Here is a 23,362-nt window from a genome sequence, read left to right as displayed (position 1 = left end):
CCTTGGGTTAACATTCGGTTAACTCAAGGACATTCTCAATGCCCGCCCACCCCCACGGAGCTTCCCACATGCCGCACACCGAGACCTTCTACGCCGCCCACACCCACGACGGAGCGCTCTCGCTCAGCCGGGGCCCCCACAACCGGGCAGCTGTCAACGCAGCAGGCGCCATCATCTGGCGCTGGCACCACGACCAGGTGCAGGTCCTCATCATCCACCGCCCCCGCTACGATGACTGGTCCTGGCCCAAGGGCAAGCAGGACCCCGGCGAAACCCTGCCCGAAACCGCCATCCGGGAAATCCGCGAAGAGGTCGGGCTCAACGTCACCCTCGGCGCCCCTCTAGCGGTGACCGCCTACGAGGTCAAGGGCAAGCCCAAGGAGGTCTACTACTGGGCAGCCGAAGCACCCGCCGGGCAAAAAGCCGTTGCTGACGAGGGCGAAGTGGACGAGCTGCGCTGGGTCACCCCCAAACAGGCCCGCACCATGCTCACCAACGCCACCGACAAAGAGCCCCTCGACGCCCTGCTGGCCCTGGCCCACGCGCAGAACCTGCGCACCCGCCCGGTGATTATCGTCCGCCACGCCAAGGCCAAACCGCGCGCCAGCTGGGCCGGGGCCGAAGGCGAGCGCTCGCTTGCCGCTACCGGCAAGCGCCAGGCCCTGGCGGTAGGACGCCTGCTGGAGGCCTGGCAGCCCGAACGCATCATTTCCTCCCCCTGGGTGCGCTGCATGCAGACGGTCTACCCCTATTCGAAGGCCTCTGGCATTTCGATCAAGGAGAAGCGGGCCCTGACCGAAGCCCACCATGCCCGGGCGCCAAAGCACGCCCGTAAGGTGGTCGAGTCCCTCTTTGAGAAGCGGGATAAGTCGGTCATGCTCTGCACCCACCGCCCGGTGCTGCCCACTGTCCTTGAGGTTCTGGGCGAGCACCTGAATAAGCAGCTACGCTCCCATCTGCCCGTGCATGACCCCTACCTCAAGCCCGGGGAAATGTGGGTCTTGCAGGTGTCTGTTGCCCACCCCAAGACCGTGGTGTCGCTGGAACAAATTAAGCCTTTTGACGATTAAAGAAGATATGACTGTTATTCCTACCCCCTACGAAGACCTGCTGCGCGAGATTATGGCAACCGGCGACGAGAAAGCCGACCGTACCGGCACCGGCACCAGAAGCGTCTTCGGCCGTCAGATGCGCTTTGACCTATCTGAGAGTTTTCCGCTGATTACCACCAAGAAGGTGCACTTCAAGTCGGTGGTTATTGAGCTGCTCTGGTTCCTGCGCGGGGAGTCCAACGTACGCTGGTTGCAGGAGCGCGGCGTGACGATCTGGGATGAGTGGGCGGACGAGGACGGCGAACTGGGCCCGGTCTACGGGGTGCAGTGGCGCTCCTGGCCGGCCGGTGACGGGCAGACCATCGACCAGATTGCCAAGGTGCTTGACTCGCTCAAGAACAACCCCGATTCTCGCCGCCATATTGTCTCTGCCTGGAACCCGGCTGAGGTTGACGATATGGCGCTACCGCCCTGCCATGCCCTCTTCCAGTTCTATGTGAAGACCCGGGAGGACGGCCAGAAGGAGCTCTCCTGCCAGCTCTACCAGCGGTCTGCCGATATGTTCCTGGGCGTGCCCTTCAACATTGCCTCCTATGCCCTGCTGACCCAGCTGATTGCTGAAGAGGTGGGTATGGTGCCCGGTGAGTTTGTCTGGACCGGCGGGGATTGCCACATCTACTCTAACCACTACGAGCAGGTTACCGAGCAGCTGTCGCGCGAGCCCTACCCCTACCCGCGCCTGCGCATTAAGAATAAGAAGCCCTCAATTTTTGACTACGAGTTTGAGGACTTTGAGCTGGTAGATTACCGCCACCACCCCCTCATTAAGGCTCCGATTGCAGTCTAGGGCCAAGGAGTTGAGCATGAACGGTGAGCGGGTAAGCGACTCGGGTACCCTGCCCGAGCTAGCAGCTATCTGGGCGCAGGCGGGCAACGGAGTGATTGGCCGTAACGGCGATATGCCCTGGTATGCCCCCGAGGACCTAGCCCATTTCAAGACCTTGACCCTGGGCGCTCCGGTTATTATGGGCCGCGTGACCTGGGATTCCTACCCTCCCCGCTTCCGCCCCCTGCCGGGGCGGCTCAATCTTGTGATTACACGTTCTGTCTCGCAGGTTGAAGAAAAGGACGGCGCCATCTGGGCGCCTTCTCTCAATGCGGCTTTGGGGGCGGCACAGAGTTTGGCTCCGGATGCCCCCACCTACTGGGTCCTTGGCGGCGGCTCCCTCTACGCCGAGGCCCTGAGCCGCACCGACCTACCCGGAGTAGCGGGTGGGCAGGTTGCCCGGGTGGAACGCACGCTCTTTGAGGCTGAGATTCCCGGGGACACCTACGCCCCCGAGCTGGGAACCGACTGGACGCTGGTGGCCGAGGGCGCACCCGTCCGCTCTGAAAAAGGCTATGCGCTGACCGCCACCGGCGAGAAGCTCCCTCTCACCATGCGGTTCCAGACCCTGCGCAAGACAAAGGCAGCAGGTCAGCGCCAATAGTTTGAAATAAAACGGGCAGGGGAAAGCCGCCCCAGACCGTCCACAATTTTGGCGGTTGCATCTTCCAAACCGTGCTCTTTACCTGTTTCCTCAAAAGCCTCTGGCAGGTAGCTAAGAATCTCTTCTACGAGCTCTTGGGCCCGTTGCCTCGGCAAGCCTAAACGCTGTCCCTCAAACACTAAACCTTCGTCAGAAATCTGAGTAAATCTATAGTTTTTCTTAATTCCCATAGGAAAATAAGCCAAGCTTTCATCCCCGATATGTGCAGCAGCAGAAATCAAATCGTACAACGGGGCAAGCTCACTCCCGCTCTCCCGATGCACCAAAGAATAGTTCTTGGCATGAGCATCTGTACCAACTACGCCTACGTTGAACACCAAGCCTTTAAAGAAGTCCTCTTGAAGACGTAAGCGATCCCCCGGCTTAGTTTTTTGGCGGAACAGTTGGCCTATCTCCCCAGCTCCAGGGCCACCATCACGATGCTGATACTTCTTCTCAGGCGGTATACCCAGTGCTTGCAACAGGTCTTCCTGGTGTACCCGGCGAACAGCATCGTCAAGAATATACCGGTCGTAGCGGGGAATAATGACCGCTGTTAAGCTACTTTTTCTACTCCGCCATAGTTCAGGATCAACAGCATTAAGCCCGCATTTAACGGCTACCTTCATTGTCAAGAACTCAGCAATATCGATATTCTCAACAAAATAATTATCTTCTGTTTTAACAGGCTTAATGATGTGGGTAGTGGCGATACCTGTTCCCGGCTGGACCCATTTACCCTCATGATTTCTGGTCAGTGATAGCTTTGGCTGGGCTCCTGCCACGCTAAATCGAAAAGCTTCAGAAGCAATCAGCGTTTTCCCGCGATAAAGCTCTCTACTTTCTTCTAGTAGTTGTTCAAAATCTGTTTCATTCAGCACGGGTTGCTGAGAAAGGTTAGCTCTCTGTGCGTCGCTACTGCCCTTGCCCGGCGGTAAAAGCTGAAGAGCGCCTGCAACGTCTTGCCCGTAGCGCTCAAGTAAACCAAAAATGGATCCTGCTGATACCCCTGCCGCACGCGCCATATTTTCTAAAGCTTGAGCATTATCGGGTAAAAGGCCTTTAAGGAACGGTAGCGCTACTTTATTTTTATGCGTCCGGTTTCGTTCAGGCATAGACAGGGAAAGGGGCACCGAACTTTCATATCCTGGGGAATAGGCAAAAGTGATTTGCCCATTTTTCTCCATGAATGTGCCACACAGTTCACCATCTAGGTAGGCATTGAGTTCGCTCATGATGCGGCCTTTACTTGAAGCTCTAGGTTTAAAGCCCAAAAAGCATCTAGTACCTTATAGAGCTCAACCGTTGGCTTACCTTGTTCAAGGTCAATGTACCATTTGCGGGATACGCCAATCTTGGCGGCCACTTCTTTTTGAGTAAGACCGAGCTCTTCTCGGCGGAGACGGACGACTTCCCCCACTTCTCCAGTGATGTGCAGGGTTCGTATACCGGTGGCATCTTGCTGTGTCATACCGCAAGTGTAACCGAACGACCACTTTTCCTAAAGTAATCATACGGTTACTTTAAGTAAAGTCACCGTACGATTACACTTTCTCTCACCATACGGTTCCAGACCCTGCGCCGGGAGCTCGTAAAAGCTAGACTGAAACCATGACTTTTACATCTGGTGATTCCGTAGGCTTTGTTGGTTACCGTGGCATGGTCGGCTCCGTGCTCATGAAGCGCATGCTCGAAGAAGGTGACTTCGAGGGTATCAACCCGGTCTTCTTCTCCACTTCCCAGGCCGGTTCAGCAGCCCCCACCTTCGGCGGGGCGCTGGAAGAGTCCACTCTCAAGGACGCCCACGATATCGACGAGCTCGCCAAGCTGCCCGTCATCGTGACCGCCCAGGGTGGCGACTACACCAAGGCAGTACACACCCAGCTGCGTGAGCGCGGCTGGAGCGGTCTCTGGATTGACGCCGCCTCAACCCTGCGCATGAACGATGACGCCGTCATCGTGCTTGACCCCATCAACCGCGACGTCATTGACCGCGGTCTGGAGTCAGGGGTTAAGGACTTCATCGGCGGTAACTGCACGGTCTCCTGCCTGCTCATGGGCCTGGGCGGCCTGTGGAAGCAGGGCCTGGTTGAGTGGGGCACCTCCATGACCTACCAGGCAGCCTCCGGTGGCGGCGCCCGCCACATGCGTGAGGTACTCAAGCAGTTCGGCGATATCAACGGCTATGTAGCAACCGAGCTGGACGACCCCGCGTCCGCCATCCTTGAGATCGACCGCAAGGTGCTGGAACTCCAGCGCTCCGGCGACCTCGACACCTCCCAGTTCGGCGTTCCCCTGGCCGGTTCGCTGATTCCCTGGATTGACTCTGATCTGGGTAATGGCCAGTCCCGCGAAGAGTGGAAGGCCGAGGCTGAGTCCAACAAGATTCTGGGCCTTAAGGGTGATGACCGCGTGGTCCTGGACGGCCTGTGCGTGCGTATTGCAACCATGCGCTCCCACTCCCAGGCTCTGACCTTGAAGCTCAAGGAAGACCTGACCGTTGAGGAAATCGAGAAGATTATCGATGAGGACAACGAGTGGTCAAAGGTTATCCCCAACACTAAGGATGCCACCGTCGAGGGTCTGACCCCCGTTGCTGCGTCCGGTACCCTGGATATCCCGGTGGGCCGCATCCGCAAGCTCAACATGGGCCCCCAGTACATTTCTGCTTTCACCGTGGGTGACCAGCTGCTGTGGGGCGCCGCAGAACCTGTGCGTCGCATGCTGAAGATTGCGACCGGCACCCTTTAGACTGGTGCTATGACCAAGAACGAGATGCCCCCGATTCACGACTCCCATGAGGAGCTGTGCGGGGGCATTCGTGCTTTAAATTTTAGGGTTGATAAGGGGTCGGACGTCCCGCCCTACTCCCAGCTACGGCGGGCTATTATTGCGGCGCGGGCCTCAGGGGTATTAGCTGCCGGGGACAGGCTGCCGCCCATGCGGGCGCTGGCTGCCGAAACAGGACTGGCAGTAAACACGGTGGCTAAGGCCTACAAGGAGCTGGAAGCCGCCGGTGCCATTGAAACGCACGGCCGGGCCGGGTCCTTTATTACGGCCCTCGACTCAACCGCGCACAAGGCACAGACCCTAACCGAAAAGTACATTACAGCCATGCGCAAACTGGGCTTTGAGGACCAGCAGATCCACGAGACTCTGGACCATATGCTGGGGTTCGAAAGCTAGAATCCATTAGACTCAAGAGTCTCTGCAAACCTCACCAGTCCAATTTTTCTCAACCCCACCAGATACTCCGTGTGAGTTACCTCTGGGTTCTTCATGTCTCGCACAATGTCTTCAGCAATTTGTTTGACTCTCTGCGGGTTCAGTGCAAACCGGTCGCACAGAAAATCATCTGGGTGAACGGCCCTCACATCAAATGGAGCTAAAGTCTCTTCAGGGAAGTCTTTCAGATTAAAAGTAACGATAAAGTCAGCACGAGCTCGAACTGCTGCTGCTAAAACATGGCGATCTTTAGGGTCGTTACCCATCTGATGTATCAGCGATTCATACTCACAAACTTCTGCATCTGGGAAGTATTTCTGCATATTTCTCACGCGCTTCTCAGCCTGCCCAGGCGTTCGCATGAACGCTGTCTGCAAGTTGCGTTCTACTTCCTCTAGAATCCCATGCGACCAGAGGGGCCTGTACTCTTTTGCATCTGCTAGGCGCAGAAGTAAGTCGCACGTTGGCATCGGTAGCAGTACACATGCATCGAGAACAGCAGATAGCCCAGACATTAAGATTTTCCTGACGGAATGCGAGTCTGCGCAAAGCTTGGAGGTAGGTCAAAGTAGCTACCGTCTGCTGATGATTCTTGCGTTTGTTCTTGGAGGAAAGCTTTACGCTCTCTTCGCTCTTTCTCTTCATACTGAATCAAGTCTGCGAGAAGCACACGGCGATGGCGGCCAACAGTAGTAAAGGGAATATCACCAGATTCGAGAATTTTTACGAGTGTTGGACGAGATATTTGGAGATAATCAGCAGCTTGCTGAGTGGTGAGCTTGGTATCGGTAGGCGTAATCGAAACAGCCTTGTTATGGGCTAAGGCATCAACGATGGTTGTTAGTGTGTCATATAAGAGGAAGGGAATGACCTGTTTTTTACCGTCTGGCGATAGCAGCGCAGGCTGAGCCCCCTCATCCTCACTAGAAGCGCTGTGCAAAAAAGAAAAAAGTAGTTCTAAGTCTGCTTCATGAAAGGTGGAGGGTTCAAGAATAGAACGCTGATTATTCTGAGTGACGGTCATGCCACCACTATAGCACTATTCGAAATATTCGAAATGTTATAGTGTTTGCCTGTAGTGGCAGCCCGTTGGGCAGTAGTGGCTGCGGTTGCTGCGGCTGGCCCAGCGGGCGGCGGTACGACGGCGGTGGGCCCGATGCCGCTTAGCCTCTAACTGCCGCCAGATATTCAGCACCTTAGCTTTCGCCCACACATTCAGGCGGTGGGCCCAGTGGAATTCAGTACCCCACAGGCTCATGCCCATGAAGATGAAAAGCCAGCCGGGGCCGGGCGTCACCAGCATGATAATACCGGCGACGATGCACAAAAAACCTAGCCCGATAATGAGCAGGCGGTAGAGCAGAAGCAGGGCGGCGTGCCGCCCCATGAAGGCGCGGAAGCGCTCCATACGCCGGTGTAGGCGGCCGCCCTGCCCGCTCTCAATTTCTTTCTCTAGGCTCATAACGCCCCTGGGTTAGAGGGTAAACCCAACGACCACGGGCTCAGGGACCAGGCGTACCCCGAAGCTTTCCTCAACACCGGCTCGCACAGCGCGGGCGATGGCCGCGATATCGGTGGTCGAGGCGCCACCGCGGTTGGTGATAGCCAGGGTGTGCTTGGTGGAGAGCGACGCTCTGCCACCGGCAAGCTCCGCCGCCTCGCTCTCAAGGCCGAAGCCCTTATCGAACCCGGCGTGCTGAATCAGCCAGGCAGCAGAAAGCTTGACCATGCCGTCCAGGGGTTCACCGGCGGGGGTCGTTGCCGGGTAGCGGGGGGCGTCCTCGGGGAGCTGGGCGGCAACGTCCTGCCCCACAATCGGGTTGGTGAAGAAGGAGCCGGTGGAGTAGGTGTCGCGGTCGGCGGCATCTAGCACCATGCCCTTACCGGCGCGCAGGCGCAGCACGGTTTCACGCACCAGGCGGGAGTCGGCCCGCTCCCCCACCTCAACGCCCAGTTGGCGGGCCAGCTCAGCATAACGGACGGGGGCAGACTGGGAGCCGTGCGGCAGCTGGAAGTCTACGGTCAGTACCACATAGCGGGGGGATCCGTTGACGGTGGACTGCTTGAGAATCGAGTCCCGGTAGGCGAACTTGAGGTCGGCGTTAGCGAAGGTCTTGTAGCCGCCGGTTTGGCGGTCCCAGGTGCGCACCGAGGCGATGGTGTGGGCGACTTCAGAGCCGTAGGCTCCCACGTTCTGTACGGGGGTGGCGCCCACGGTGCCGGGAATACCGGAGAGGGCCTCGATACCGGAGAGCTCGTTCTCTACGGCGTAGGCTACCAGGTCGTCCCAGGTGTGGCCTGCCTGCACGCGCAGGGTGGTGCCGCCGCAGGCGTAGTCGCTCACGGTTTCAATACCGGTTGAAGCTATGTGCACCACTGCCCCGTCAAAGCCCTCATCGGCTACCAGCAGGTTTGAGCCCCCGCCCACCACCAGCAGGTCTTCCCCTGCACGATCGGCGGCGGTTACGGCATCAATAATCTCCTGCTCGCTGGTGGCCTCAACGAAGAGACGGGCGGGGCCGCCCACAGCGGCAGTGGTCAGTTCACTTAAAAGCTTGTCAGTCACGGTGCCCATTCTACCGGTTTAGACCGGTTGCCGCCTGCCTGCCCCCTGAGCTGTCGCTGGGAGCCGGGCAGGGGCGTCCTGACCGATCTTCCCTACCTAGATTTTTTCGATATGGACGGTGCGGCTGGGCTTCTTAGGTTCTAGCTGACCGGTCAGAGCCAGGGAAACCACCACAAAGACCAGGACAGCCAGCAGGCCGTTGCGGATGCCGAAGTGCTCCCCCAGCAGGCCCAGCAGGGGCGGGCCGCCTAGGAAGGCCGCGTAGCCGATAGTTGAGACAACGGAGACGCGGACGGCGGCCTTGAGCGGGTCGTCCGAGGCAGCTGACATGCCGGTCGGGAAGCCGAGGGAGGCGCCCAGGCCCCAGACCAGCAGGCCGACAAAGCCCAGGGGCACGGTAGGGGCGAAGATGAAGAGGGCCAGGCCGATAATGGCGAGCGAGCAGGTGGTGCGGAGCACCGGCACCCGGCCAAAGCGGTTGAGCAGGGCGGTGCCGCCAAAACGCCCTACCATCATGGCCACTACAAAGGTGAAGTAGCCGAGGGACCCGATGGTGTTGCTGGTGCCGTAGTCGTGGGTGAGGGCGAGCGCAACCCAGTCGTTGGCGGAGCCTTCGGCCAGTGCCATGCCCAGTACGAAGAGGCCGATGAGGATGGTGTGTTTGTCGCGCCAGGCGTCGCGCACCCGGTAGGAGCCGACGGCGGCGATGGCCTGGGTGTCGTCCTGGCCGTAGTTTTCGCTGTGGCAGAACTTGAAGGAGATGAGGACGAGGGCAGCAACCGCTAACGCAAAGTAGGCCATGTGAACGGCGAAGGGCACGCCCAGGCGGGTGTCGAGTGTGCCGATGGCGGCACCTGCTACGGTGCCGATCGAGAAGAAGCCGTGCATGATGGGGGTGACGTAGCGCCCCAGTGCCCGCTCGTTGGCTACGCCCTGCACGTTGGAGGCCACGTTGGAGACAGCGCTGCCCAGGCCCTGAAGCATGAGGCCGAGCAGGGTCACGGGAACGCTGGCAAGGTGCACGCCCAGGCCGATTAGGAGCATGCCGGTGACGGTGGTGGTGTAGGCTGCCGCGATACAGCGGATAGCGCCGTGGCGGGCGACGAGGGCACCTGAGAAGCTCACGGCGCAGAAGGAACCGATGGTCATACCCAGCAGCAGCAAGCCCATGGGACCGGAGCTCAGCCCCAGCCCGTTAGCCACATCGGGCAGGCGGGTCAGCAGGGCAGAAACCACTAAACCGCTGGCAAAGAAAAGACCCAGCACAGCCCTGTACCAGGTCTTAATCTGCCGGTCGGAAAGCTGGGTGCGGGGGTTATGTGCCATGGTGGGTAAGGTCGATTCTCTCGTAGTAAAGCTAAGAGGGCGCGTCAGTGTGTTTGTGTCCTGCTGTCTATTCTAGTGGTCGTGCACAACAAGGCGCCCGCTCAATCTCTGAACGGGCGCCTTTAGTGCGCAAGGTGGGGGCTATACTAGGCAAGCTTCACGAGTGCCTGGGCCTTCATCAGCACCTTCTGCTCTTTGCCCTCGGTGTCGGGGGCGGTGACGGTCAGGTCGATGCGGGCGGTGCGGGCATCCGCATCCAGGGCGCCGACCTTACCAGCAACCGAGATAACGTTTCCGCCGGTAGCCGGGGAGGCCGCGTCATCAGCATCAGGTACCGGAACCGGCTTGGAGAAGCGGGTCTGGTAGTCCACAATGGCACCGGCGTCGCCTACCCAGTCGGTCACCAGCTGCACGGCAGCGCCCATGGTGAACATGCCGTGGGCGATGACGCCGGGCAGACCCACAGCGGTTGCGAAGCGCTCGTTCCAGTGGATGGGATTGAAGTCGCCGGACGCACCCGCGTAGGCCACCAGGTCAGCGCGGGTGACAGGGATTTGACGGGTACCAATCTCGGTACCCTTTTCAAGGGAGTCAAAAGAGATAGTCATGGGTTAGTCCTCCGCCCGAACCAGCAGTGATGAGATGCAGGTGGCGACCTTTTCGCCCTCTACGGTGGTAATTTCTTCGCGGGTGGTCAGCATAGCGCCGGCTCCCATGACGCGCACGCTATCGACGTGCACCTCGGTCAGCAGCTCGTCCCCGGCCACAATCGGGCGGTGGTGGGTAAAGCGCTGGTCAGCATGGACCACGCGGGAGAAGTCGATACCGGCTTCGGGGTCAGTAATCAGGGCGGCGTCTGCCTTCTGGGCCAGAATGATGGCGAATGTGGGCGGGGCGATCAGGTCGCTGTAGCCTGCGCTCTGGGCTGCCTGCACATCAAAGTGCAGGGGGCTGGTGGCCTTCACGGCTGTAGCGAATTCACGGATTTTTTCTCGCCCGACCGCATAGGGTTCTGTGGCCGGGTAGGTGCGGCCTACGATCTCTTGGTTAATAGCCATAGAAACCACTCTACAAACAAAAAACCTGCCAAGCTAATGCTTGACAGGTTATCTGAGCCCCGACCGGGAATCGATCCCGGGACCTCCATCTTACCAAGATGGCGCTCTACCACTGAGCTATCGGGGCGTAGCGGTGGACGGGCTCGATCCGTCGACCTCACGATTATGAGTCGTGCGCTCTAACCAGCTGAGCTACACCGCCACGTATGAACTTTTGGGCTCATACAGAGCCCCGACCGGGAATCGATCCCGGGACCTCCATCTTACCAAGATGGCGCTCTACCACTGAGCTATCGGGGCAACAGATACTAGCTTACGGTACAACCTTTGGAAGACGCAAATCTAGAACCTGTTTTTTGGGGTGTTCTAGGGCACAAGTTGAAATGGTGCCCCATGGGTAAGGTGGCGCAGGCTCGCAGCGAAGCTGCTGGCTCGGATGAAGTGAGCAAGTGCGAGCGCGCGAGCACACAAGAGCGAACGGAATCCGCCGTCAGGCGGGGCGTGAGGGTCAGGCTTGCGCCTATTCCGCCCGCAGATTTATTTCCTCGCGCGCTCGGAATCTGCTGGGCTCCATCGAGCGCGAGCCTGCAAAACCTTACTCCGGGGCACAGCCCTTAGAACTTCTTGCGGCCCTTCTTCTTGCCGCCGAAGTCCTTCTTGCCGAAACGGTCGTCACGGTCAAACTTCTTCTTGCCACCGAAGCCACGGTCGTCACGGTCAAATTTCTTGCCGTCGAACTTCTTCTTGCCGCCGAAGTCCTTCTTACCGAAGCCGCGGTCGTCGCGGTCGAACTTGCGTCCGCCTCCGCCGCCCTTGGGGCCGCGGTCGCGCTTGATGTTGATGAATTCGCCAGCTACCTGGGTGTCGCGCAGGCGGTCGAAGAAGTCACCGGGCAGTTCTGCTTCGGGCAGGGAGACGATGGTGAAGTGCTGGCGGATGTCGATTGCGCCGACCTGCTTGCCCTTGAGGCCGCCTTCGTTGGTGAGGGCACCGACGATAGCTGCGGGTGAGACGTGGGAGGAGCGGCCTACGTTGAGCTTGAAGTCGACCATGCCTTCTTCGGAGTGGCGGCGGCCGCCGCGGGGCTTGTCATCGCGGTCGAAGTCGCGGTCACGGTCGCGCTTCTTGCTCTTGGGTTCGGGCATTTCTTCGGCCAGGAAGGGGCGACCCTGCTGGGCGATGACGGCCAGGGCTGCTGCGATTTCTTCGCCTTCAACGTCGTGTTCGTTGGCGTAGGCGTCGATGAGTTCGCGGAAGAAGCTGAGATCTTCGGTTTCGATGGTGTCGGTGATCTGCTGGGCGAACTTCTGCTTGCGGTTGGCGTTGACGTCTTCGACGGTGGGCATGTGCATCTGTTCGACCTGCTGGCGGGTTGCCTTTTCGATCTGACGCAGCATGTACTTTTCGCGCGGGGTCATGAAGAGGATGGCTTCGCCGGCGCGGCCTGCGCGGCCGGTTCGTCCGATGCGGTGCACGTAGGATTCGGTGTCGTGGGGGATGTCGAAGTTGACGACCAGGGAGATACGCTCGACGTCGAGGCCGCGGGCGGCGACGTCGGTGGCGACCAGGATGTCGATGCGGCCATCGCGCAGGGCTTCGACGGTGCGTTCGCGCTGGTTCTGGGGGATGTCGCCGTTGATGGCGGCAGCCTGGTAGCCGCGGGCCTTGAGCTTGTCGGCGACTTCTTCGGTTTCTTTCTTGGTGCGGACGAAGGCGATGATGCCGTCGTAGTCTTCGACCTCAAGCACGCGGGTCATGGCTTCGAGCTTGTGGGAGTGCATGACCTGCATGTAGCGCTGGCGGATGTTGGCGCTGGTGGTGGTCTTTGACTTGACGCGTACCTCTGCGGGGTCGTTGAGGTACTGCTCAGCGATTTTGCGGATGGTCTTGGGCATGGTTGCTGAGAAGAGGGCAACCTGCTTGGAGTCGGGGGTATCTGCCAGGATCTGCTCTACATCTTCGGCGAAGCCCATGCGGAGCATTTCGTCGGCTTCATCGAGTACCAGGTACTGCAGGTTGGAGAGATCCAGGGAGCCCTTTTTCAGGTGGTCGATGACGCGGCCGGGGGTACCGACAACAACCTGGGCGCCGCGCTTGAGGCCTGCCAGCTGGGGGCCGTAGGGTGAGCCGCCGTAGATGGGGAGCACGGTGAAGTCGGGCATTTCGGTTGCGTAGGACGAGAAGGCTTCGGCAACCTGCAGGGCCAGTTCGCGGGTGGGGGCTAGGACGAGCACCTGGGTGTCTTTGGAGATGCCGTTGATATCGGCCAGTTCTGCCAGGGTTGAGAGCGCGGGCAGGGCGAAAGCTGCGGTCTTGCCGGTGCCGGTCTGGGCTAGGCCCACGACGTCGCGGCCTTCAAGCAGCAGGGGGATGGTTTCAGCCTGGATGGGTGAGGGCTTTTCGTAGCCGACCTTTTCGAGGGCTGCCAGGACGCGGGCATCCAGGCCCAGGTCGGTGAAGCGGGTACCGCCGTCCTCGTCCTTTTCTACCTGCTGAGCGGGGGTGTCTACAACCGGTTCCTGGAAGATAGCGTCGGTTGCGGTGTCTGCGTTAACGGCAGTATTTTCAGTCAATGTTGTCCTCATCGAGTGGGGTTTCAGCACTCTCATCGTGGGAGGTGCTGTACGGGGTGTCCCCGTGGAATGCTCGCGAGGGGCCTCAAGGATCAGAGGTCTTCGGTTCGTGGGCGCTGGCTAACGAAGGGTGCGCGCTTGGGCGAGCTGATTACACATCAGGTTCTCTAGTCGAAGGTTCAACGGTCTGCTTAGCCTAAGTATGTTCGTTGAACGCGCGTGGCCCTGTGGTTGTGTGCCAGTAGCGGGCGTGGGCGCTGAAGAGAAATGGTCGGGGGTTCCCGAGTCTTACGTTTTCAACTCTACCCTAGTTTGGGCGTTTTGGGCCCGGGTGGTGATAGAGGGTACAGCTAGCGGGTGCGGACGGCGATGTCGATGGTGCCGATGGTGCGGTAGTGAACGTAGGTAGCGTCGCCGTAGCGGTCGGTAGCGTAGGCGACGGCGCTGGTGGGCGGGTTGCCGCCCCAGGCGCTGCCAAGTTTGTCGACGAGCACGTAGTCGGGGCCGGGTTCCCCGGAGTGGCCGATCCAGTAGGCGGTGTGGTTGGGCACCAGGTAGGTGAGGACGGAGAGGTCGGCAGCTACGGTGGCGCCTTCTGGGATAGCGGCAATAGCTTCGGCCTTCATCTGGTCACCGGTGGAAAGCTCTGTGGTGGCAAAGTCCGGGTCAGTCAGCTGGGCTAGGGGCTGGTTGGGCAGGAGTCCTAGGCTGACGATGAGGGCAAGCGCGGGTAGGGCTACCGGGGCGCGGTGGCGCAGGGTTGCAAGGATTGTGCGGACGGTGCGCCCGGCGGGTGTTGCCCCGAGCCGGTAGGCGGGGACGCTGGTGCGGGCGGTGGCGCGGGCAAGCACGTCGAGCAGGGCGGTGAAGACGATGGGCATGAGTACCAGGTTGTAGTGCCAGGTAGGTTCCCAGTAGCCCTCTTGGGGTGAAAGGAAACGCCAGATGAGGGTGGGGGCGGCGATCAGGGCAAGAGGGCTGGTGGTCCAGGCCAGGACGCCGATCAGCAGCAGTAGGCCGAGGGTGGCGGTTTTTTGCCAGGGGTAAAAAAGCTGGGCTAGGGCGCCGAGGGGGTCACCGATAGCTGCTGCGATGTCGAGCTTATCGGAGTAGTCGAAGACACCACCGGTGTTGAAGAAGGGCAGGATAAGGCCGATGGCCAGCAGGGGCCAGACTATGCCCCAGAGCATGAGTAGGCTGGCTTCGGCAACCGCGGGGGTGTTGACCCAGGAATGCAGCAGGGTACGGTAGCGTTCGCGGCGGGGGCGTACCGGGGCGGACGCCGACGGGAAGGCTATACTGCTGGCGGTTGAGAGCCAGCCGGTGCGGGCCAGGGCGACGAGCCCGATGACGAAAACCGTGATGCCGACGTCCTCTTTGACGAAGACCAGGGGGGCCGCCCAGTAGATGGCGCGGCGCAGCAGGGGGGCGGGGGCGCCCGTCAAGCGGGTCATGGCCAGGTAGCCCAGGCTCATGACGAGCAGGGGCAGGGCGAAGGCAACCTCGTGGAATTGAACAGCTACAGCCTGCTGGATGCCGAAGCTCAGGGCGTAGGCAGCTCCCAGGGCTAGGGCTGCCCAGGGGGCCAGAATCCGCTGGGCGAAGCGCACCAGCAGGTAGACAGACAGGGCAACCAGCCCGTTTTGCACATAGAGCAGGGTGGCGGGCGTAGGCCAGAGCCAGTAGAAGGGAGTTAGCAGCACGGTGACGGGGTGGAAGTGATCCCCCAGCAGGTTGAACCCCTCCCCCTTAATCGGCACAATCGGGGCCTGGCCCGAGGCGTAGGCCTTAGCCAGCTGCGAGAAGATACCCAGATCCCAGGAGGGCACCACGTAGTGCCGCCACTGCAGCCAGGAGTAGACGCTGTACAGAGCGAATACAGCCAGGGCAAGAGCCGCTGCGCTGGTGCGGGCTCTACGGGGGTGGGCTTCTGCGGGCAGTAGGGAGGAGCTCATGCGCCTTCTTTATCGGGGACGGGGCCTGCCACGGGCTGTGTGGCTCTTGTACGAGTATAGACAAGTGCAGGGCGGTTCTGCGGGGTGGGCCGGGCGGGTATGAGACGATGGGGAGCATGTTGCGAGCGCATTTTGTTCTGGAGCCGACCCACCGGGTTCACCTGGGCCAGACCTTTGCCACCCTGCAACGAGGTACTTTTGATCCCCTGTTTCGGCAGGTTCAGGGCCCTGCGGGCCCGGTTTTTTGGGCAACGGCTCGCGAAGCCGGGGTAGGGCTGGTAGTTCGTTTTGCCAGGACTCACCCCACCGATTTGCGTGCCCCGGTGGAGGTGACTCTGTGGGCGGGTGATAGTTCTGCTGGCAGAGGTTCACCTGCCTCCGCCCTAGAGGCTTTTGCCGCCCGGGTACCGGGCTGGCTGGGTGAGTGGGACAGCTGGGCCAGCTTCTACACGTCACCGGCCTGGGAGCAGCTCCCGCCCCGACTGGTGAGGGCACGGGCTGAAGCTCCGGGTCTACGGTTGCCCTCCATCGGCCTGCTCTCGCAGAATCTGCTCCTGGCCATTACCGAACAGAGGGTGACCGGTATCGAAGCTATGGGCGGCATGAGGGCCCTGCTCCGCCAGTATGGAGATCCGGCCCCTGCCACTGGCCACCCCGATCAGCCGCCGGGGCTGATTATCTTTCCCCAGGCGTCCGTCTTTGCCCACATTCCCGATTGGGCCTACCACCGCGCAGGTTTTGATCGCTCCCGCTCGTCCGCCATGGTGAACTACGCCCGCCGCGCTGACTCCTTCGAGAGGTTTGCTGATCACAAGGGAGTCGGTGAGCTCGCCCGAGCCCTGCACTCCGTACCCGGCATCGGCCCCTGGACTATCGCCGAAACCCTACAGCGCTACTGCGGCCACCCCGATGCCATCAGCGTGGGCGACTATCACCTAGCCCACCACGTTACCTATGCCTTCGATGGCACCCGCGGTGATGACGCCCGCATGGTTGAGCTCCTAACCCCGTTCGCTGGCAATCGCCAGCGAGTGGTTGCCCTCATCAAGGCAGCCGGGATCAGCGAACCGCGCCGCGGCCCCCGCTACTCCCCGCAGGATATCCGCTCTCTCTAACATGACTTTTCACAAGAAAAATGCCCTCCCCGGTGATGGGGAGGGCACGTAAAGTAAAAATCGGGAGAACTAGGCCTGTTCAGCCTGGGCAGCTTCGGCCTCGGCAACCTGCTTGTGAACCTCAGCCATGTCCAGGCCCTTCACAGCGTCGATAATCTGATCGAACTGCTGGGCATTCAGGGCACCGGGCTGGGAGAAAACAAGGACGCCCTCGCGGAAGCCCATGATGGTGGGGATAGAGGTGATACCCGCGGCAGCGGCCAGCTGCTGCTGGTCTTCGGTGTCGACCTTGCCGAAGGTGATGTCGGTGTGCTTTTCAGAAGCGGCTTCGAAGATGGGGCCGAACTGCTTGCAGGGGCCGCACCAGTCTGCCCAAAAGTCGAGGAAGAGAATGTCTGAGTTTTCGACGTTCTGGGTCAGGTTTTCCTGGGTAATTTCAATGGTTGCCATGAGAAACACGCTACCGGGTTTAGCGAATCTTGTCTAAAGACTGTGGCCGGTTTCTCTGATAATGAAGTCAGTTCGGTGGAGGGAATAAAAAATCCCGCCTCGTGTGAGGCGGGATTTTCGCTGTGGCAGATGAGGGATTTGAACCCCCGTAGGCAATGCCAGCTGATTTACAGTCAGCCCCCTTTGGCCGCTCGGGTAATCTGCCGTATTCAATTTCTTGAATCTGTTCGTTTGAGCGAACAGTAGAATACTCTACACACTTTTACGGAGCTTGCCAAGCTGAGAGGGGTATTTGTTGCCAAGGCCACTTAAGTGGGCCGACCGGCACGCTTAAGGAGCGGACGCCGGTCGGGACTAGATTAGTTGGCAGCAGAGCTTGCTGCTAAAGCCTCCTGCTCGAGTAGGAGCGATATTTCAAGGTTTTCCAGGTAGGCATAGGCCTGGTCAGGGGTGCACATACCACCGCGAATTTCACGGGAAAGGTTTTCTTTCACACCCTCGAATCTGGCGACCAAACCCGAATCGTGAAGGGTCTGGCCGAGGCCGCGAGCGAAATCAAAGGACTGATCTCCCTGAGGCCCCTCATCAGTCATGGGTTCCGCTGCCTGAGCGGAGGCAAAACCGTCCGCCGCCAAATCTGCAAGGAGAGCTTCGTAAGCTCGCTGCATGGTTTCATCAGTTACAGCTAGTACCTGGTTCGCTACCGGAGTGGTTCCTGAGCCGGGCTGTACACCGGCTGCAGCGTGGGCAGCTGTTTTCTTTTCAGCCATAACTTCATCTTTCCAAACCAAGATGAACTTTAGCTGAGAATGGTGTCACAGTTTCATAACGATTGGGATAACCTGCACAATCTAGGCGCAACAGGGTACCTTTGTAGGTAAGCTCCCCTCCCCCGCTCCGGGGCGCTGGGGCATGGTCACCTAATCAAGATAAGCAAAAGAGGTAAATACCCGTGGCAAGCGATTCATCATTCGACGTTGTTTCTAAGGTCGATAAGCAGGAAGTTTCTAACGCCCTCAACCAGGCCCAGAAGGAAGTAGCCCAGCGCTACGACTTCCGCGGAGTCGGCGCAGAGATTGATTTCTCCGGCGAGAAGATCCTGATCAAAGCCAATTCTGAGGAGCGCGCCCTGGCTGTGCTCGATGTCTTCCAGTCCAAGCTGGTCAAGCGAGGAATCTCGCTCAAGTCCCTGGATTCAGGCGACCCCTACGCCTCCGGCAAGGAGTACCGCATCGAATCCTCCATCAAGGAGGGCATCGCCCAGGACCAGGCTAAGAAGATCTCCAAGCTTATCCGCGAGGAAGGCCCTAAGTCCGTCAAGGCTACCATCCAGGGTGACGAACTCCGCGTGACCTCCAAGTCTCGCGACGACCTTCAGGACGTCATCGCCCTGCTCAAGGGCGCCGACCTTGAGGTTGACCTACAGTTCGTTAACTACCGTTAGGCACAGCCCCGGTAGCGGGCGTCCGCTCCCATAAAAACCGCTCCCCACCTGCATCGCAGATGGGGAGCGGTTCTTTAACCTGTTCAGATTTGTACGGTCAACTAAAGGTTGCTGTGACCTTTTGTCTAGAGCTGGCCGTTCTGGCGGGCCATGTTCTCCAGGCGAGCAATACGGTCTGCCATGGGTGGATGGGTGGCCATCAGGTTTTTGATGGAGCCGCCGCCACGGAAGGGGTTAGCAATCATCATGGAAGCAGCACCGGCCGTCTGACGGTTTTCGGGGTTCATGGGGTAGCGGGAGACCCCGTTTTCCAGTTTGTGCAGGGCGGACGCCAGCGCTAGCGGGTCGCCGGTGAGGCGGGCACCGTCCTCATCGGCGTCATATTCGCGGGTACGGCTAATGGCCATTTGCATGACGGCTGAGGCCAGGGGTGCGAGGAAGGCGATGAGCAGAGTAAAGACGAGGCCACCGCCGCGGTTCTCTTCGCGGTTACCTCCAAACATGGCGCCGAAGGTAGCAAACTGGGCGATAGTACCGATGACGGAGGCGATAGCGGCAGCAATTGAACCGGTCAGAATATCGCGGTTGTAGACGTGCATGAGCTCATGACCAATCACACCGCGCATCTCGCGCTCGTCGAGCAGCTGCAGAATACCCTCGGTGCAGCAGACCGCGGCGTTCTGGGGGTTACGGCCGGTAGCGAAGGCGTTAGGGGTCATGGTCGGGGCAACGTAGAGTTTGGGCATGGGCTGGTTGGCCTTAGCTGAGAGCTCTTCAACGATGGCGTAGAGGCCGGGAATCTGCTCGCGGGTAACCGGGTAGGCGTTCATGGAGCGGATGGCGAGCTTGTCAGAATTCCAGTAGGTGTAGGCGACGGTGCCGACGCCAATTAGGCCAAATATCAGGATGAAGATTGAGCTTCGGGTGAAGTAGGCCAGCCCCGCGCCGATAAGGAGTAGGAAACCTACCATCGACCCCAAGAGCAGGGCTGTTTTGAGGCCGTTGTTATGGCTGTGCATGAAAGTCCTTTCGTCGGGGTCTTGATTTCTAGGTTAGATGCCCAAGCTGAGATAGTGCCCGGTGTTCCGCTAGAGGCTTTAGAAAAACGCCCACCGAGTCCCCTTGTGCGGGGCCGGTAGGCGTTTCTTACCTAGTAGCAGGTGATGTCTTGAATTCGGCTGATGCCAAAGTAGCTCTCAAGCACGTAGGTGGCATAGGGCGATTCGATGATGATGGGGGGCAGGTAGGTTCCAAATCCTGAGGGGAATTCAGCACCTTCAGAGTCAGTGACCAGGAAGGTGATGATGCACATACGGTTGTCACCAACGGGGTGCCCAATGGTATCCCAGGGAGTATTAGCGATGAACTCGTAGTACTCCGGAGTGCCCACCCAGTCCAGGGGCCCCAGAATCTCAGGGATTCCAGTATCGGGATCCACCGGATCGACAGGCTCAACCGGGTCGACAGGCTCAACAGGAACTTCTGGCTCAACAGGGTCTACGGGGACCTCAGGATCGACAGGTTCAACGGGAACTTCCGGGTCCACAGGCTCGACCGGAACTTCCGGGTCAACGGGCTCGACCGGAACTTCCGGATCGACAGGCTCAACGGGAACCTCCGGATCGACAGGCTCAACAGGGTCGACAGGATCAGTAGGATCAACCGGGTCCACGGGAACTTCTGGCTCAACCGGGTCCACGGGAACTTCTGGCTCAACCGGGTCCACGGGAACTTCTGGCTCAACCGGGTCCACGGGAACCTCAGGGTCGACCGGTTCAACGGGAACTTCGGGCTCAACCGGGTCCACAGGCTCGACCGGAACTTCCGGGTCAACGGGCTCAACGGGAACCTCAGGATCCACAGGTTCAACAGGAACTTCCGGGTCAACCGGGTCAACGGGAACTTCCGGATCGACAGGCTCAACAGGAACCTCGGGGTCAACTGGCTCGACCGGAACTTCCGGGTCCACGGGCTCAACAGGAACCTCAGGGTCCACAGGCTGCTCGGGAGCAATCGGGGTCTCAGGTTCTGCCGGAGGGGCTGGCTCAGAGGGAGTGACCGGCTCGGCAGGAGCTTCCGGCTGCGAGGGAACAGCAGGGGCTTCGGGAGCAGCAGGTAGCTCAGGGGTGACCGGGGCAGCCGAAGACTCAGGGGCAGGAGCCAGAGGAACCTGCGCAGAAACAGGCTCAGTCAGAGACGCTGTAGCATTTTCAGAAGTGGCAGGAGCACTCGCACTAGATGCAGCAGACTCAGCGGTCTTGTTCGTTGAAGCAGAGCTACCGTCGGACGAGGCAGCAGCAAGCGGCTGCGCAACAGGAGCTTCCGGCGCCACCGCATTGGCCAGAGAACTTGAAGAGGCAGCACTGCTAGAGCTGCTGCTGCCCTGGCCAGCTGAGGGCCCGTTAACGGCTACGGACGAGCGCAAGGTTTCGGCGGTCATGCCGCTAGAGACGCTCTGGGGCTCGTTCACCAGGCTATCGGTAACGCCTGAAGTATCGTCGCTCGGCTGGGCTTTAGGGGTCTGCAGCTGGGAGTCTGCGCTGATAACCGCTGAACCGGCCGAAGAATTATTGACCAGGGCCATACCACCGGCCACAGCACCGATAGCGGTCACGACCGCAGCGGCACCTGCCAGGGCCTGGCTGCCGGGCGTCCAGCGTCCGCCCCCAAAACCTGAGAAAAGGCCACCCTGGGCGCCGGCACCAGCGGCGGCGCTACCAGCCACACCACCGGCCAGGAAGGGCAGAAGCACCTTGGAACCGTCGGTGATAACGGGCACCAGGCCCGCCAGCACGGGGAAAACCCAAACACGCATGGACTTGTTGATACCGGCCAGGGTCAGGTATTCAGAGGTGCAGTAGGAGCACACCGACAGGTGCAGTCGCAGGGCTTCGCTACGCTTCTTGGTCAGCGATCCACGCACCATAGAACTCAGGTGGGGTGAGTACTGGGCGCATTCGTCAGTCTTGGGCGCATTTTGGTGGGCCCTCAGGAATCCTTCTCGCAGGCTTTCTCGGGCACGAGTCGCTAGAGCCGAAACAGCGTTTGCAGACAAGTTCATGGTTTGGGCAACTTCACGAGGCTTTTTGTCTTCAACCTCGGTCATCCAAAGAACAGTCTGCCAGCGCTCCGGCAGACCGGTGAAAGCGCTGATGAGCTCATCTGATTCATGTAATTTCAAGACGGTCTCATCGAGCGAACCCATCGATTCCAGGTGCTCTTGCTCGCTGGGCACTTCTTTTTGGGCAATCAGACCATTTTCTGCTGCCAGATGAGCAATAGTGGTGGCCAGATAACCACCCATAAAGGTTCGGGGGCCCTTACCGTTCTTGAGAGCCTGAAGCACACGCACAAAGGCTTCGGAGACAATGTCTTCTGAAAGGGTGTTGTTAGAGGTGTGCTTATAAGCGATGGCGCGAGCCATCGACACGTAACGTTCATACAGAACGCCGAACGAATCAAGCTTGCCTTCGCGGACGTCCGAGAGCAGCAGCTCGTCGGTGGGGCCGCCAGTAGCTGGTTGCGCGGTGTTGTGTGATTGCATGAAAATCCCTGGGTTTATGCGAGTTACCCCTAGTTAGAGTGGTGGGGCATTCTATTAGTCTATCGGGATTATGCCCTGTGTGCAGTAGTTTGTGGAAAGAACAACAACGGCCCGACCCCTATGCGGTGACAGGGGCCGGGCCGTTGTTGTCCCTAGCGGTAAAGCGGTGCGAGCCTCTCTACCCTCTGTTGGTGGCAGCAGCTCCCCCTTCCCTGGAGGTGCCGCCTGCCGGTGGTGAGTGTGTAGCTTGTGTGCCACCACCCACGAACAGCGTTGGCACTTTGCGTTTCAGTGCCTGCGAAAGCATCTGAAGTGTATTGGGTTGTATGTATTTGCCCTGGCACAGAACCCGCGAACGGCCCTGTGCGGTGGCTATTTTCTGTGTGTGGTGGGCAGAGCCGCTCGATAAGTTCCAGCAGCGGCGGCTCTGCACCTTAACACATCACAGTGTTGGCTCCTTGGGCGCCGGGGTGTTTTCCCCTAGTCCCGGCGAGGTGCCGTTGTGCTCGTCGAATCCCCACGATTGACGGGCACGATTTATTCCCTTGTTCCCCGCCCTGCTTCCCATAGCAGTTTGGGGGTGGTGTGCCACCGAGCCGATCATGAAAACCGGTAGGCACACCCGACAGTTTTGCGCTGTCATAGATAAAGAGCCGTTTGAGCCCGTTTCATGACGCGAAAACGGGAAGTTTTTTAAAAAACTTTTTCAGACCCCCTTAAATGCACATCTGACAAGCATTTTTGCTTCTCAAAGTTTTTTAAAAGTTTGAAGCTCTGCGCCCGGCAAAGCCGCCGCATCGCTCGCAACAGGTAGGCGCGGACGTCCGCCCTCCTTTCCACGCAGGGCCAACTGGGTGCTCCTACTGGACTACCTTACCCAAGGTTCAACCCAGGCATTCTTGAGGGGCTACCCAGCCTTACCTTATTGTGAAAGATTCAAAATAAGGATATTATGGTGGCATGATGTCAACAACAAGCACCCTCGGAGCAAACGGCTGCAGCCACATCCCCGGCAGCACCGAAACCCCCGCCAGCGCTCACCAAGAAGCCTGGTCAGCCCAGCTCCGAGCCAAGGGCCGCCGCGTCACCAAGCAGCGCCTCGCCGTGCTTGCCGCTGTACACGATAACCCCCATTCCACCGCAGACGCCGTGGTCACGGCCGTCCGCCAGGAGCTGCCGGGCATCACCGTACAGTCGGTCTACGTCGTCCTTGCCGACCTCACCGACATCAACATGCTCCGCAAGTTTGAACCACCGGGGTCAGCAGGGCTCTACGAGACCCGCACCGGCGACAACCACCACCACGCCTACTGCATCCGCTGCGGCAAGGTCGAAGACGTGGACTGCGCCATCGGGGCCGCCCCCTGCCTCACCCCCAGCGATTTTCACGGCATGGCACTTCTCAGCGCCGATGTGCTCTACCGAGGCATCTGCTCCGACTGCCAAAACGCCGACGAAAAAGAAGTGGCCCTCGCCCAGCAGGCAGCTGCCAACCAGGCACTGGCCAGCTAGGGCAGAGCGTCAT

23 protein-coding genes and 4 tRNA genes are annotated in these 23,362 nt (G+C 59.7%); 8 read left to right on the top strand and 19 right to left on the bottom strand.

Annotation, left to right across the window (positions count from 1 at the left end; translation table 11 throughout):
• Nucleotides 1–38: 38 nt before the first annotated feature.
• From L7A20_RS04520 to L7A20_RS04510, 3 genes are read left to right on the top strand one after another with little or no spacing between them, the layout of a single operon-like run.
• Nucleotides 39–1,070 carry an NUDIX hydrolase gene (locus L7A20_RS04520; RefSeq protein ID WP_237222557.1) on the top strand — a complete coding sequence of 344 codons (1,032 nt, stop codon included), beginning with the start codon at nt 39–41 and terminating at the stop codon, nt 1,068–1,070.
• A gap of 7 nt (nt 1,071–1,077) precedes the next feature.
• Nucleotides 1,078–1,899, top strand: a complete 822-nt coding sequence (locus L7A20_RS04515) for a thymidylate synthase (protein ID WP_237184908.1) — start codon at nt 1,078–1,080, stop codon at nt 1,897–1,899.
• A gap of 16 nt (nt 1,900–1,915) precedes the next feature.
• Complete coding sequence (locus L7A20_RS04510; RefSeq protein WP_237222556.1) at nt 1,916–2,542, top strand: dihydrofolate reductase; 627 nt, start codon at nt 1,916–1,918, stop codon at nt 2,540–2,542.
• Here L7A20_RS04510 and L7A20_RS04505 read toward each other — a convergent pair.
• Nucleotides 2,530–3,816, bottom strand: coding sequence for a HipA domain-containing protein (locus L7A20_RS04505; RefSeq protein ID WP_237222555.1), 1,287 nt, complete (start codon nt 3,814–3,816; stop codon nt 2,530–2,532). The two genes, L7A20_RS04510 and L7A20_RS04505, sit on opposite strands and share 13 nt — an antisense overlap.
• A complete protein-coding gene (locus L7A20_RS04500; protein WP_237184912.1) occupies nt 3,813–4,052 on the bottom strand; it encodes a helix-turn-helix domain-containing protein in 240 nt (79 codons plus the stop codon). Before L7A20_RS04500 ends, L7A20_RS04505 begins: the two co-directional genes overlap by 4 nt.
• 140 nt (nt 4,053–4,192) lie before the next feature.
• Between L7A20_RS04500 and asd the strand changes: the two genes are divergently transcribed.
• Together asd and L7A20_RS04490 are read left to right on the top strand one after the other, a co-directional pair.
• A complete protein-coding gene (gene asd, locus L7A20_RS04495) occupies nt 4,193–5,332 on the top strand; it encodes an aspartate-semialdehyde dehydrogenase (RefSeq protein WP_237222554.1) in 1,140 nt (379 codons plus the stop codon).
• Between the two features lie 9 nt (nt 5,333–5,341).
• Nucleotides 5,342–5,767 carry a GntR family transcriptional regulator gene (locus L7A20_RS04490; RefSeq protein ID WP_237222553.1) on the top strand — a complete coding sequence of 142 codons (426 nt, stop codon included), beginning with the start codon at nt 5,342–5,344 and terminating at the stop codon, nt 5,765–5,767.
• Here L7A20_RS04490 and L7A20_RS04485 read toward each other — a convergent pair.
• The 12 genes from L7A20_RS04485 to L7A20_RS04430 all read right to left on the bottom strand — a co-directional run bounded on the left by L7A20_RS04485 (nt 5,764) and on the right by L7A20_RS04430 (nt 15,284).
• Complete coding sequence (locus L7A20_RS04485; RefSeq protein WP_272879210.1) at nt 5,764–6,321, bottom strand: PIN domain-containing protein; 558 nt, start codon at nt 6,319–6,321, stop codon at nt 5,764–5,766. The genes L7A20_RS04490 and L7A20_RS04485 overlap by 4 nt on opposite strands.
• Nucleotides 6,321–6,830: a helix-turn-helix domain-containing protein gene (locus tag L7A20_RS04480; protein ID WP_237222552.1), complete on the bottom strand. Its 510-nt coding sequence runs from the start codon at nt 6,828–6,830 to the stop codon at nt 6,321–6,323. The genes L7A20_RS04485 and L7A20_RS04480 overlap by 1 nt, the downstream gene beginning before the upstream one ends.
• A gap of 36 nt (nt 6,831–6,866) precedes the next feature.
• Complete coding sequence (locus tag L7A20_RS04475) at nt 6,867–7,268, bottom strand: PGPGW domain-containing protein (RefSeq protein WP_237222551.1); 402 nt, start codon at nt 7,266–7,268, stop codon at nt 6,867–6,869.
• Nucleotides 7,269–7,280: 12 nt separating this feature from the next.
• A complete protein-coding gene (locus L7A20_RS04470) occupies nt 7,281–8,372 on the bottom strand; it encodes a UDP-N-acetylmuramate dehydrogenase (RefSeq protein ID WP_237222550.1) in 1,092 nt (363 codons plus the stop codon).
• A gap of 96 nt (nt 8,373–8,468) precedes the next feature.
• Complete coding sequence (locus L7A20_RS04465) at nt 8,469–9,698, bottom strand: MFS transporter (RefSeq protein WP_237222549.1); 1,230 nt, start codon at nt 9,696–9,698, stop codon at nt 8,469–8,471.
• Between the two features lie 146 nt (nt 9,699–9,844).
• A complete protein-coding gene (locus tag L7A20_RS04460; protein WP_237222548.1) occupies nt 9,845–10,306 on the bottom strand; it encodes a MaoC family dehydratase in 462 nt (153 codons plus the stop codon).
• A gap of 3 nt (nt 10,307–10,309) precedes the next feature.
• Complete coding sequence (locus L7A20_RS04455) at nt 10,310–10,756, bottom strand: MaoC family dehydratase N-terminal domain-containing protein (protein WP_237222547.1); 447 nt, start codon at nt 10,754–10,756, stop codon at nt 10,310–10,312.
• A 55-nt stretch (nt 10,757–10,811) separates the two neighbouring features.
• Nucleotides 10,812–10,883, bottom strand: a tRNA-Thr gene (locus L7A20_RS04450).
• Nucleotide 10,884: 1 nt separating this feature from the next.
• Nucleotides 10,885–10,958 (bottom strand) — tRNA-Met (locus L7A20_RS04445).
• A gap of 26 nt (nt 10,959–10,984) precedes the next feature.
• Nucleotides 10,985–11,056, bottom strand: a tRNA-Thr gene (locus L7A20_RS04440).
• Nucleotides 11,057–11,370: 314 nt separating this feature from the next.
• Nucleotides 11,371–13,365 (bottom strand): DEAD/DEAH box helicase, encoded by a 1,995-nt coding sequence (locus L7A20_RS04435; protein WP_237222546.1) that lies wholly within the window; start codon nt 13,363–13,365, stop codon nt 11,371–11,373.
• A 314-nt stretch (nt 13,366–13,679) separates the two neighbouring features.
• Nucleotides 13,680–15,284 carry a DUF2079 domain-containing protein gene (locus tag L7A20_RS04430; RefSeq protein ID WP_237222545.1) on the bottom strand — a complete coding sequence of 535 codons (1,605 nt, stop codon included), beginning with the start codon at nt 15,282–15,284 and terminating at the stop codon, nt 13,680–13,682.
• A 116-nt stretch (nt 15,285–15,400) separates the two neighbouring features.
• Here L7A20_RS04430 and L7A20_RS04425 point away from each other — a divergent pair, with 116 nt between their 5' ends.
• Complete coding sequence (locus L7A20_RS04425) at nt 15,401–16,399, top strand: DNA-3-methyladenine glycosylase family protein (protein WP_237222544.1); 999 nt, start codon at nt 15,401–15,403, stop codon at nt 16,397–16,399.
• Nucleotides 16,400–16,468: 69 nt separating this feature from the next.
• On the opposite strand, the gene trxA is transcribed toward L7A20_RS04425, so the two are convergent.
• From trxA to L7A20_RS04410, 3 genes are all read right to left on the bottom strand, one after another.
• Nucleotides 16,469–16,849 carry a thioredoxin gene (gene trxA / locus L7A20_RS04420; protein ID WP_237222543.1) on the bottom strand — a complete coding sequence of 127 codons (381 nt, stop codon included), beginning with the start codon at nt 16,847–16,849 and terminating at the stop codon, nt 16,469–16,471.
• A gap of 123 nt (nt 16,850–16,972) precedes the next feature.
• Nucleotides 16,973–17,054, bottom strand: a tRNA-Tyr gene (locus L7A20_RS04415).
• A 154-nt stretch (nt 17,055–17,208) separates the two neighbouring features.
• A complete protein-coding gene (locus tag L7A20_RS04410) occupies nt 17,209–17,619 on the bottom strand; it encodes a hypothetical protein (RefSeq protein WP_237222542.1) in 411 nt (136 codons plus the stop codon).
• Between the two features lie 182 nt (nt 17,620–17,801).
• Between L7A20_RS04410 and L7A20_RS04405 the strand changes: the two genes are divergently transcribed.
• Nucleotides 17,802–18,293: a YajQ family cyclic di-GMP-binding protein gene (locus L7A20_RS04405; RefSeq protein WP_237184942.1), complete on the top strand. Its 492-nt coding sequence runs from the start codon at nt 17,802–17,804 to the stop codon at nt 18,291–18,293.
• A gap of 125 nt (nt 18,294–18,418) precedes the next feature.
• Here L7A20_RS04405 and htpX read toward each other — a convergent pair whose 3' ends face one another.
• Nucleotides 18,419–19,312: a zinc metalloprotease HtpX gene (htpX, locus tag L7A20_RS04400; protein WP_237222541.1), complete on the bottom strand. Its 894-nt coding sequence runs from the start codon at nt 19,310–19,312 to the stop codon at nt 18,419–18,421.
• Between the two features lie 131 nt (nt 19,313–19,443).
• A complete protein-coding gene (locus L7A20_RS04395) occupies nt 19,444–21,837 on the bottom strand; it encodes an RNA polymerase sigma factor (protein WP_237222540.1) in 2,394 nt (797 codons plus the stop codon).
• A 963-nt stretch (nt 21,838–22,800) separates the two neighbouring features.
• On the opposite strand from L7A20_RS04395, the gene L7A20_RS04390 reads away from it, so the two are divergent.
• Complete coding sequence (locus L7A20_RS04390) at nt 22,801–23,349, top strand: Fur family transcriptional regulator (protein WP_423817427.1); 549 nt, start codon at nt 22,801–22,803, stop codon at nt 23,347–23,349.
• Nucleotides 23,350–23,362 lie beyond the last annotated feature (13 nt).

Origin of the sequence: Rothia nasimurium (assembly GCF_928381415.1) — a bacterium.
In the GTDB taxonomy this organism is placed as follows: domain Bacteria; phylum Actinomycetota; class Actinomycetes; order Actinomycetales; family Micrococcaceae; genus Rothia; species Rothia nasimurium_H.
This window is presented reverse-complemented; position numbering and strand designations above follow the sequence as displayed.

Coding starts and splice junctions, on each gene's coding strand:
- L7A20_RS04500 (WP_237184912.1), bottom strand. CDS start 4,052: ATGACACAGCAAGATGCCACCGGTATACGAACCCTGCACATCACTGGA.
- L7A20_RS04425 (WP_237222544.1), top strand. CDS start 15,401: ATGTTGCGAGCGCATTTTGTTCTGGAGCCGACCCACCGGGTTCACCTG.
- L7A20_RS04435 (WP_237222546.1), bottom strand. CDS start 13,365: ATGAGAGTGCTGAAACCCCACTCGATGAGGACAACATTGACTGAAAAT.
- L7A20_RS04520 (WP_237222557.1), top strand. CDS start 39: ATGCCCGCCCACCCCCACGGAGCTTCCCACATGCCGCACACCGAGACC.
- L7A20_RS04460 (WP_237222548.1), bottom strand. CDS start 10,306: ATGACTATCTCTTTTGACTCCCTTGAAAAGGGTACCGAGATTGGTACC.
- htpX (WP_237222541.1), bottom strand. CDS start 19,312: ATGCACAGCCATAACAACGGCCTCAAAACAGCCCTGCTCTTGGGGTCG.
- L7A20_RS04395 (WP_237222540.1), bottom strand. CDS start 21,837: ATGCAATCACACAACACCGCGCAACCAGCTACTGGCGGCCCCACCGAC.
- L7A20_RS04510 (WP_237222556.1), top strand. CDS start 1,916: ATGAACGGTGAGCGGGTAAGCGACTCGGGTACCCTGCCCGAGCTAGCA.
- L7A20_RS04465 (WP_237222549.1), bottom strand. CDS start 9,698: ATGGCACATAACCCCCGCACCCAGCTTTCCGACCGGCAGATTAAGACC.
- L7A20_RS04475 (WP_237222551.1), bottom strand. CDS start 7,268: ATGAGCCTAGAGAAAGAAATTGAGAGCGGGCAGGGCGGCCGCCTACAC.
- L7A20_RS04390 (WP_423817427.1), top strand. CDS start 22,801: ATGTCAACAACAAGCACCCTCGGAGCAAACGGCTGCAGCCACATCCCC.
- L7A20_RS04430 (WP_237222545.1), bottom strand. CDS start 15,284: ATGAGCTCCTCCCTACTGCCCGCAGAAGCCCACCCCCGTAGAGCCCGC.
- L7A20_RS04490 (WP_237222553.1), top strand. CDS start 5,342: ATGACCAAGAACGAGATGCCCCCGATTCACGACTCCCATGAGGAGCTG.
- L7A20_RS04410 (WP_237222542.1), bottom strand. CDS start 17,619: ATGGCTGAAAAGAAAACAGCTGCCCACGCTGCAGCCGGTGTACAGCCC.
- L7A20_RS04515 (WP_237184908.1), top strand. CDS start 1,078: ATGACTGTTATTCCTACCCCCTACGAAGACCTGCTGCGCGAGATTATG.
- L7A20_RS04455 (WP_237222547.1), bottom strand. CDS start 10,756: ATGGCTATTAACCAAGAGATCGTAGGCCGCACCTACCCGGCCACAGAA.
- trxA (WP_237222543.1), bottom strand. CDS start 16,849: ATGGCAACCATTGAAATTACCCAGGAAAACCTGACCCAGAACGTCGAA.
- asd (WP_237222554.1), top strand. CDS start 4,193: ATGACTTTTACATCTGGTGATTCCGTAGGCTTTGTTGGTTACCGTGGC.
- L7A20_RS04480 (WP_237222552.1), bottom strand. CDS start 6,830: ATGACCGTCACTCAGAATAATCAGCGTTCTATTCTTGAACCCTCCACC.
- L7A20_RS04485 (WP_272879210.1), bottom strand. CDS start 6,321: ATGTCTGGGCTATCTGCTGTTCTCGATGCATGTGTACTGCTACCGATG.
- L7A20_RS04505 (WP_237222555.1), bottom strand. CDS start 3,816: ATGAGCGAACTCAATGCCTACCTAGATGGTGAACTGTGTGGCACATTC.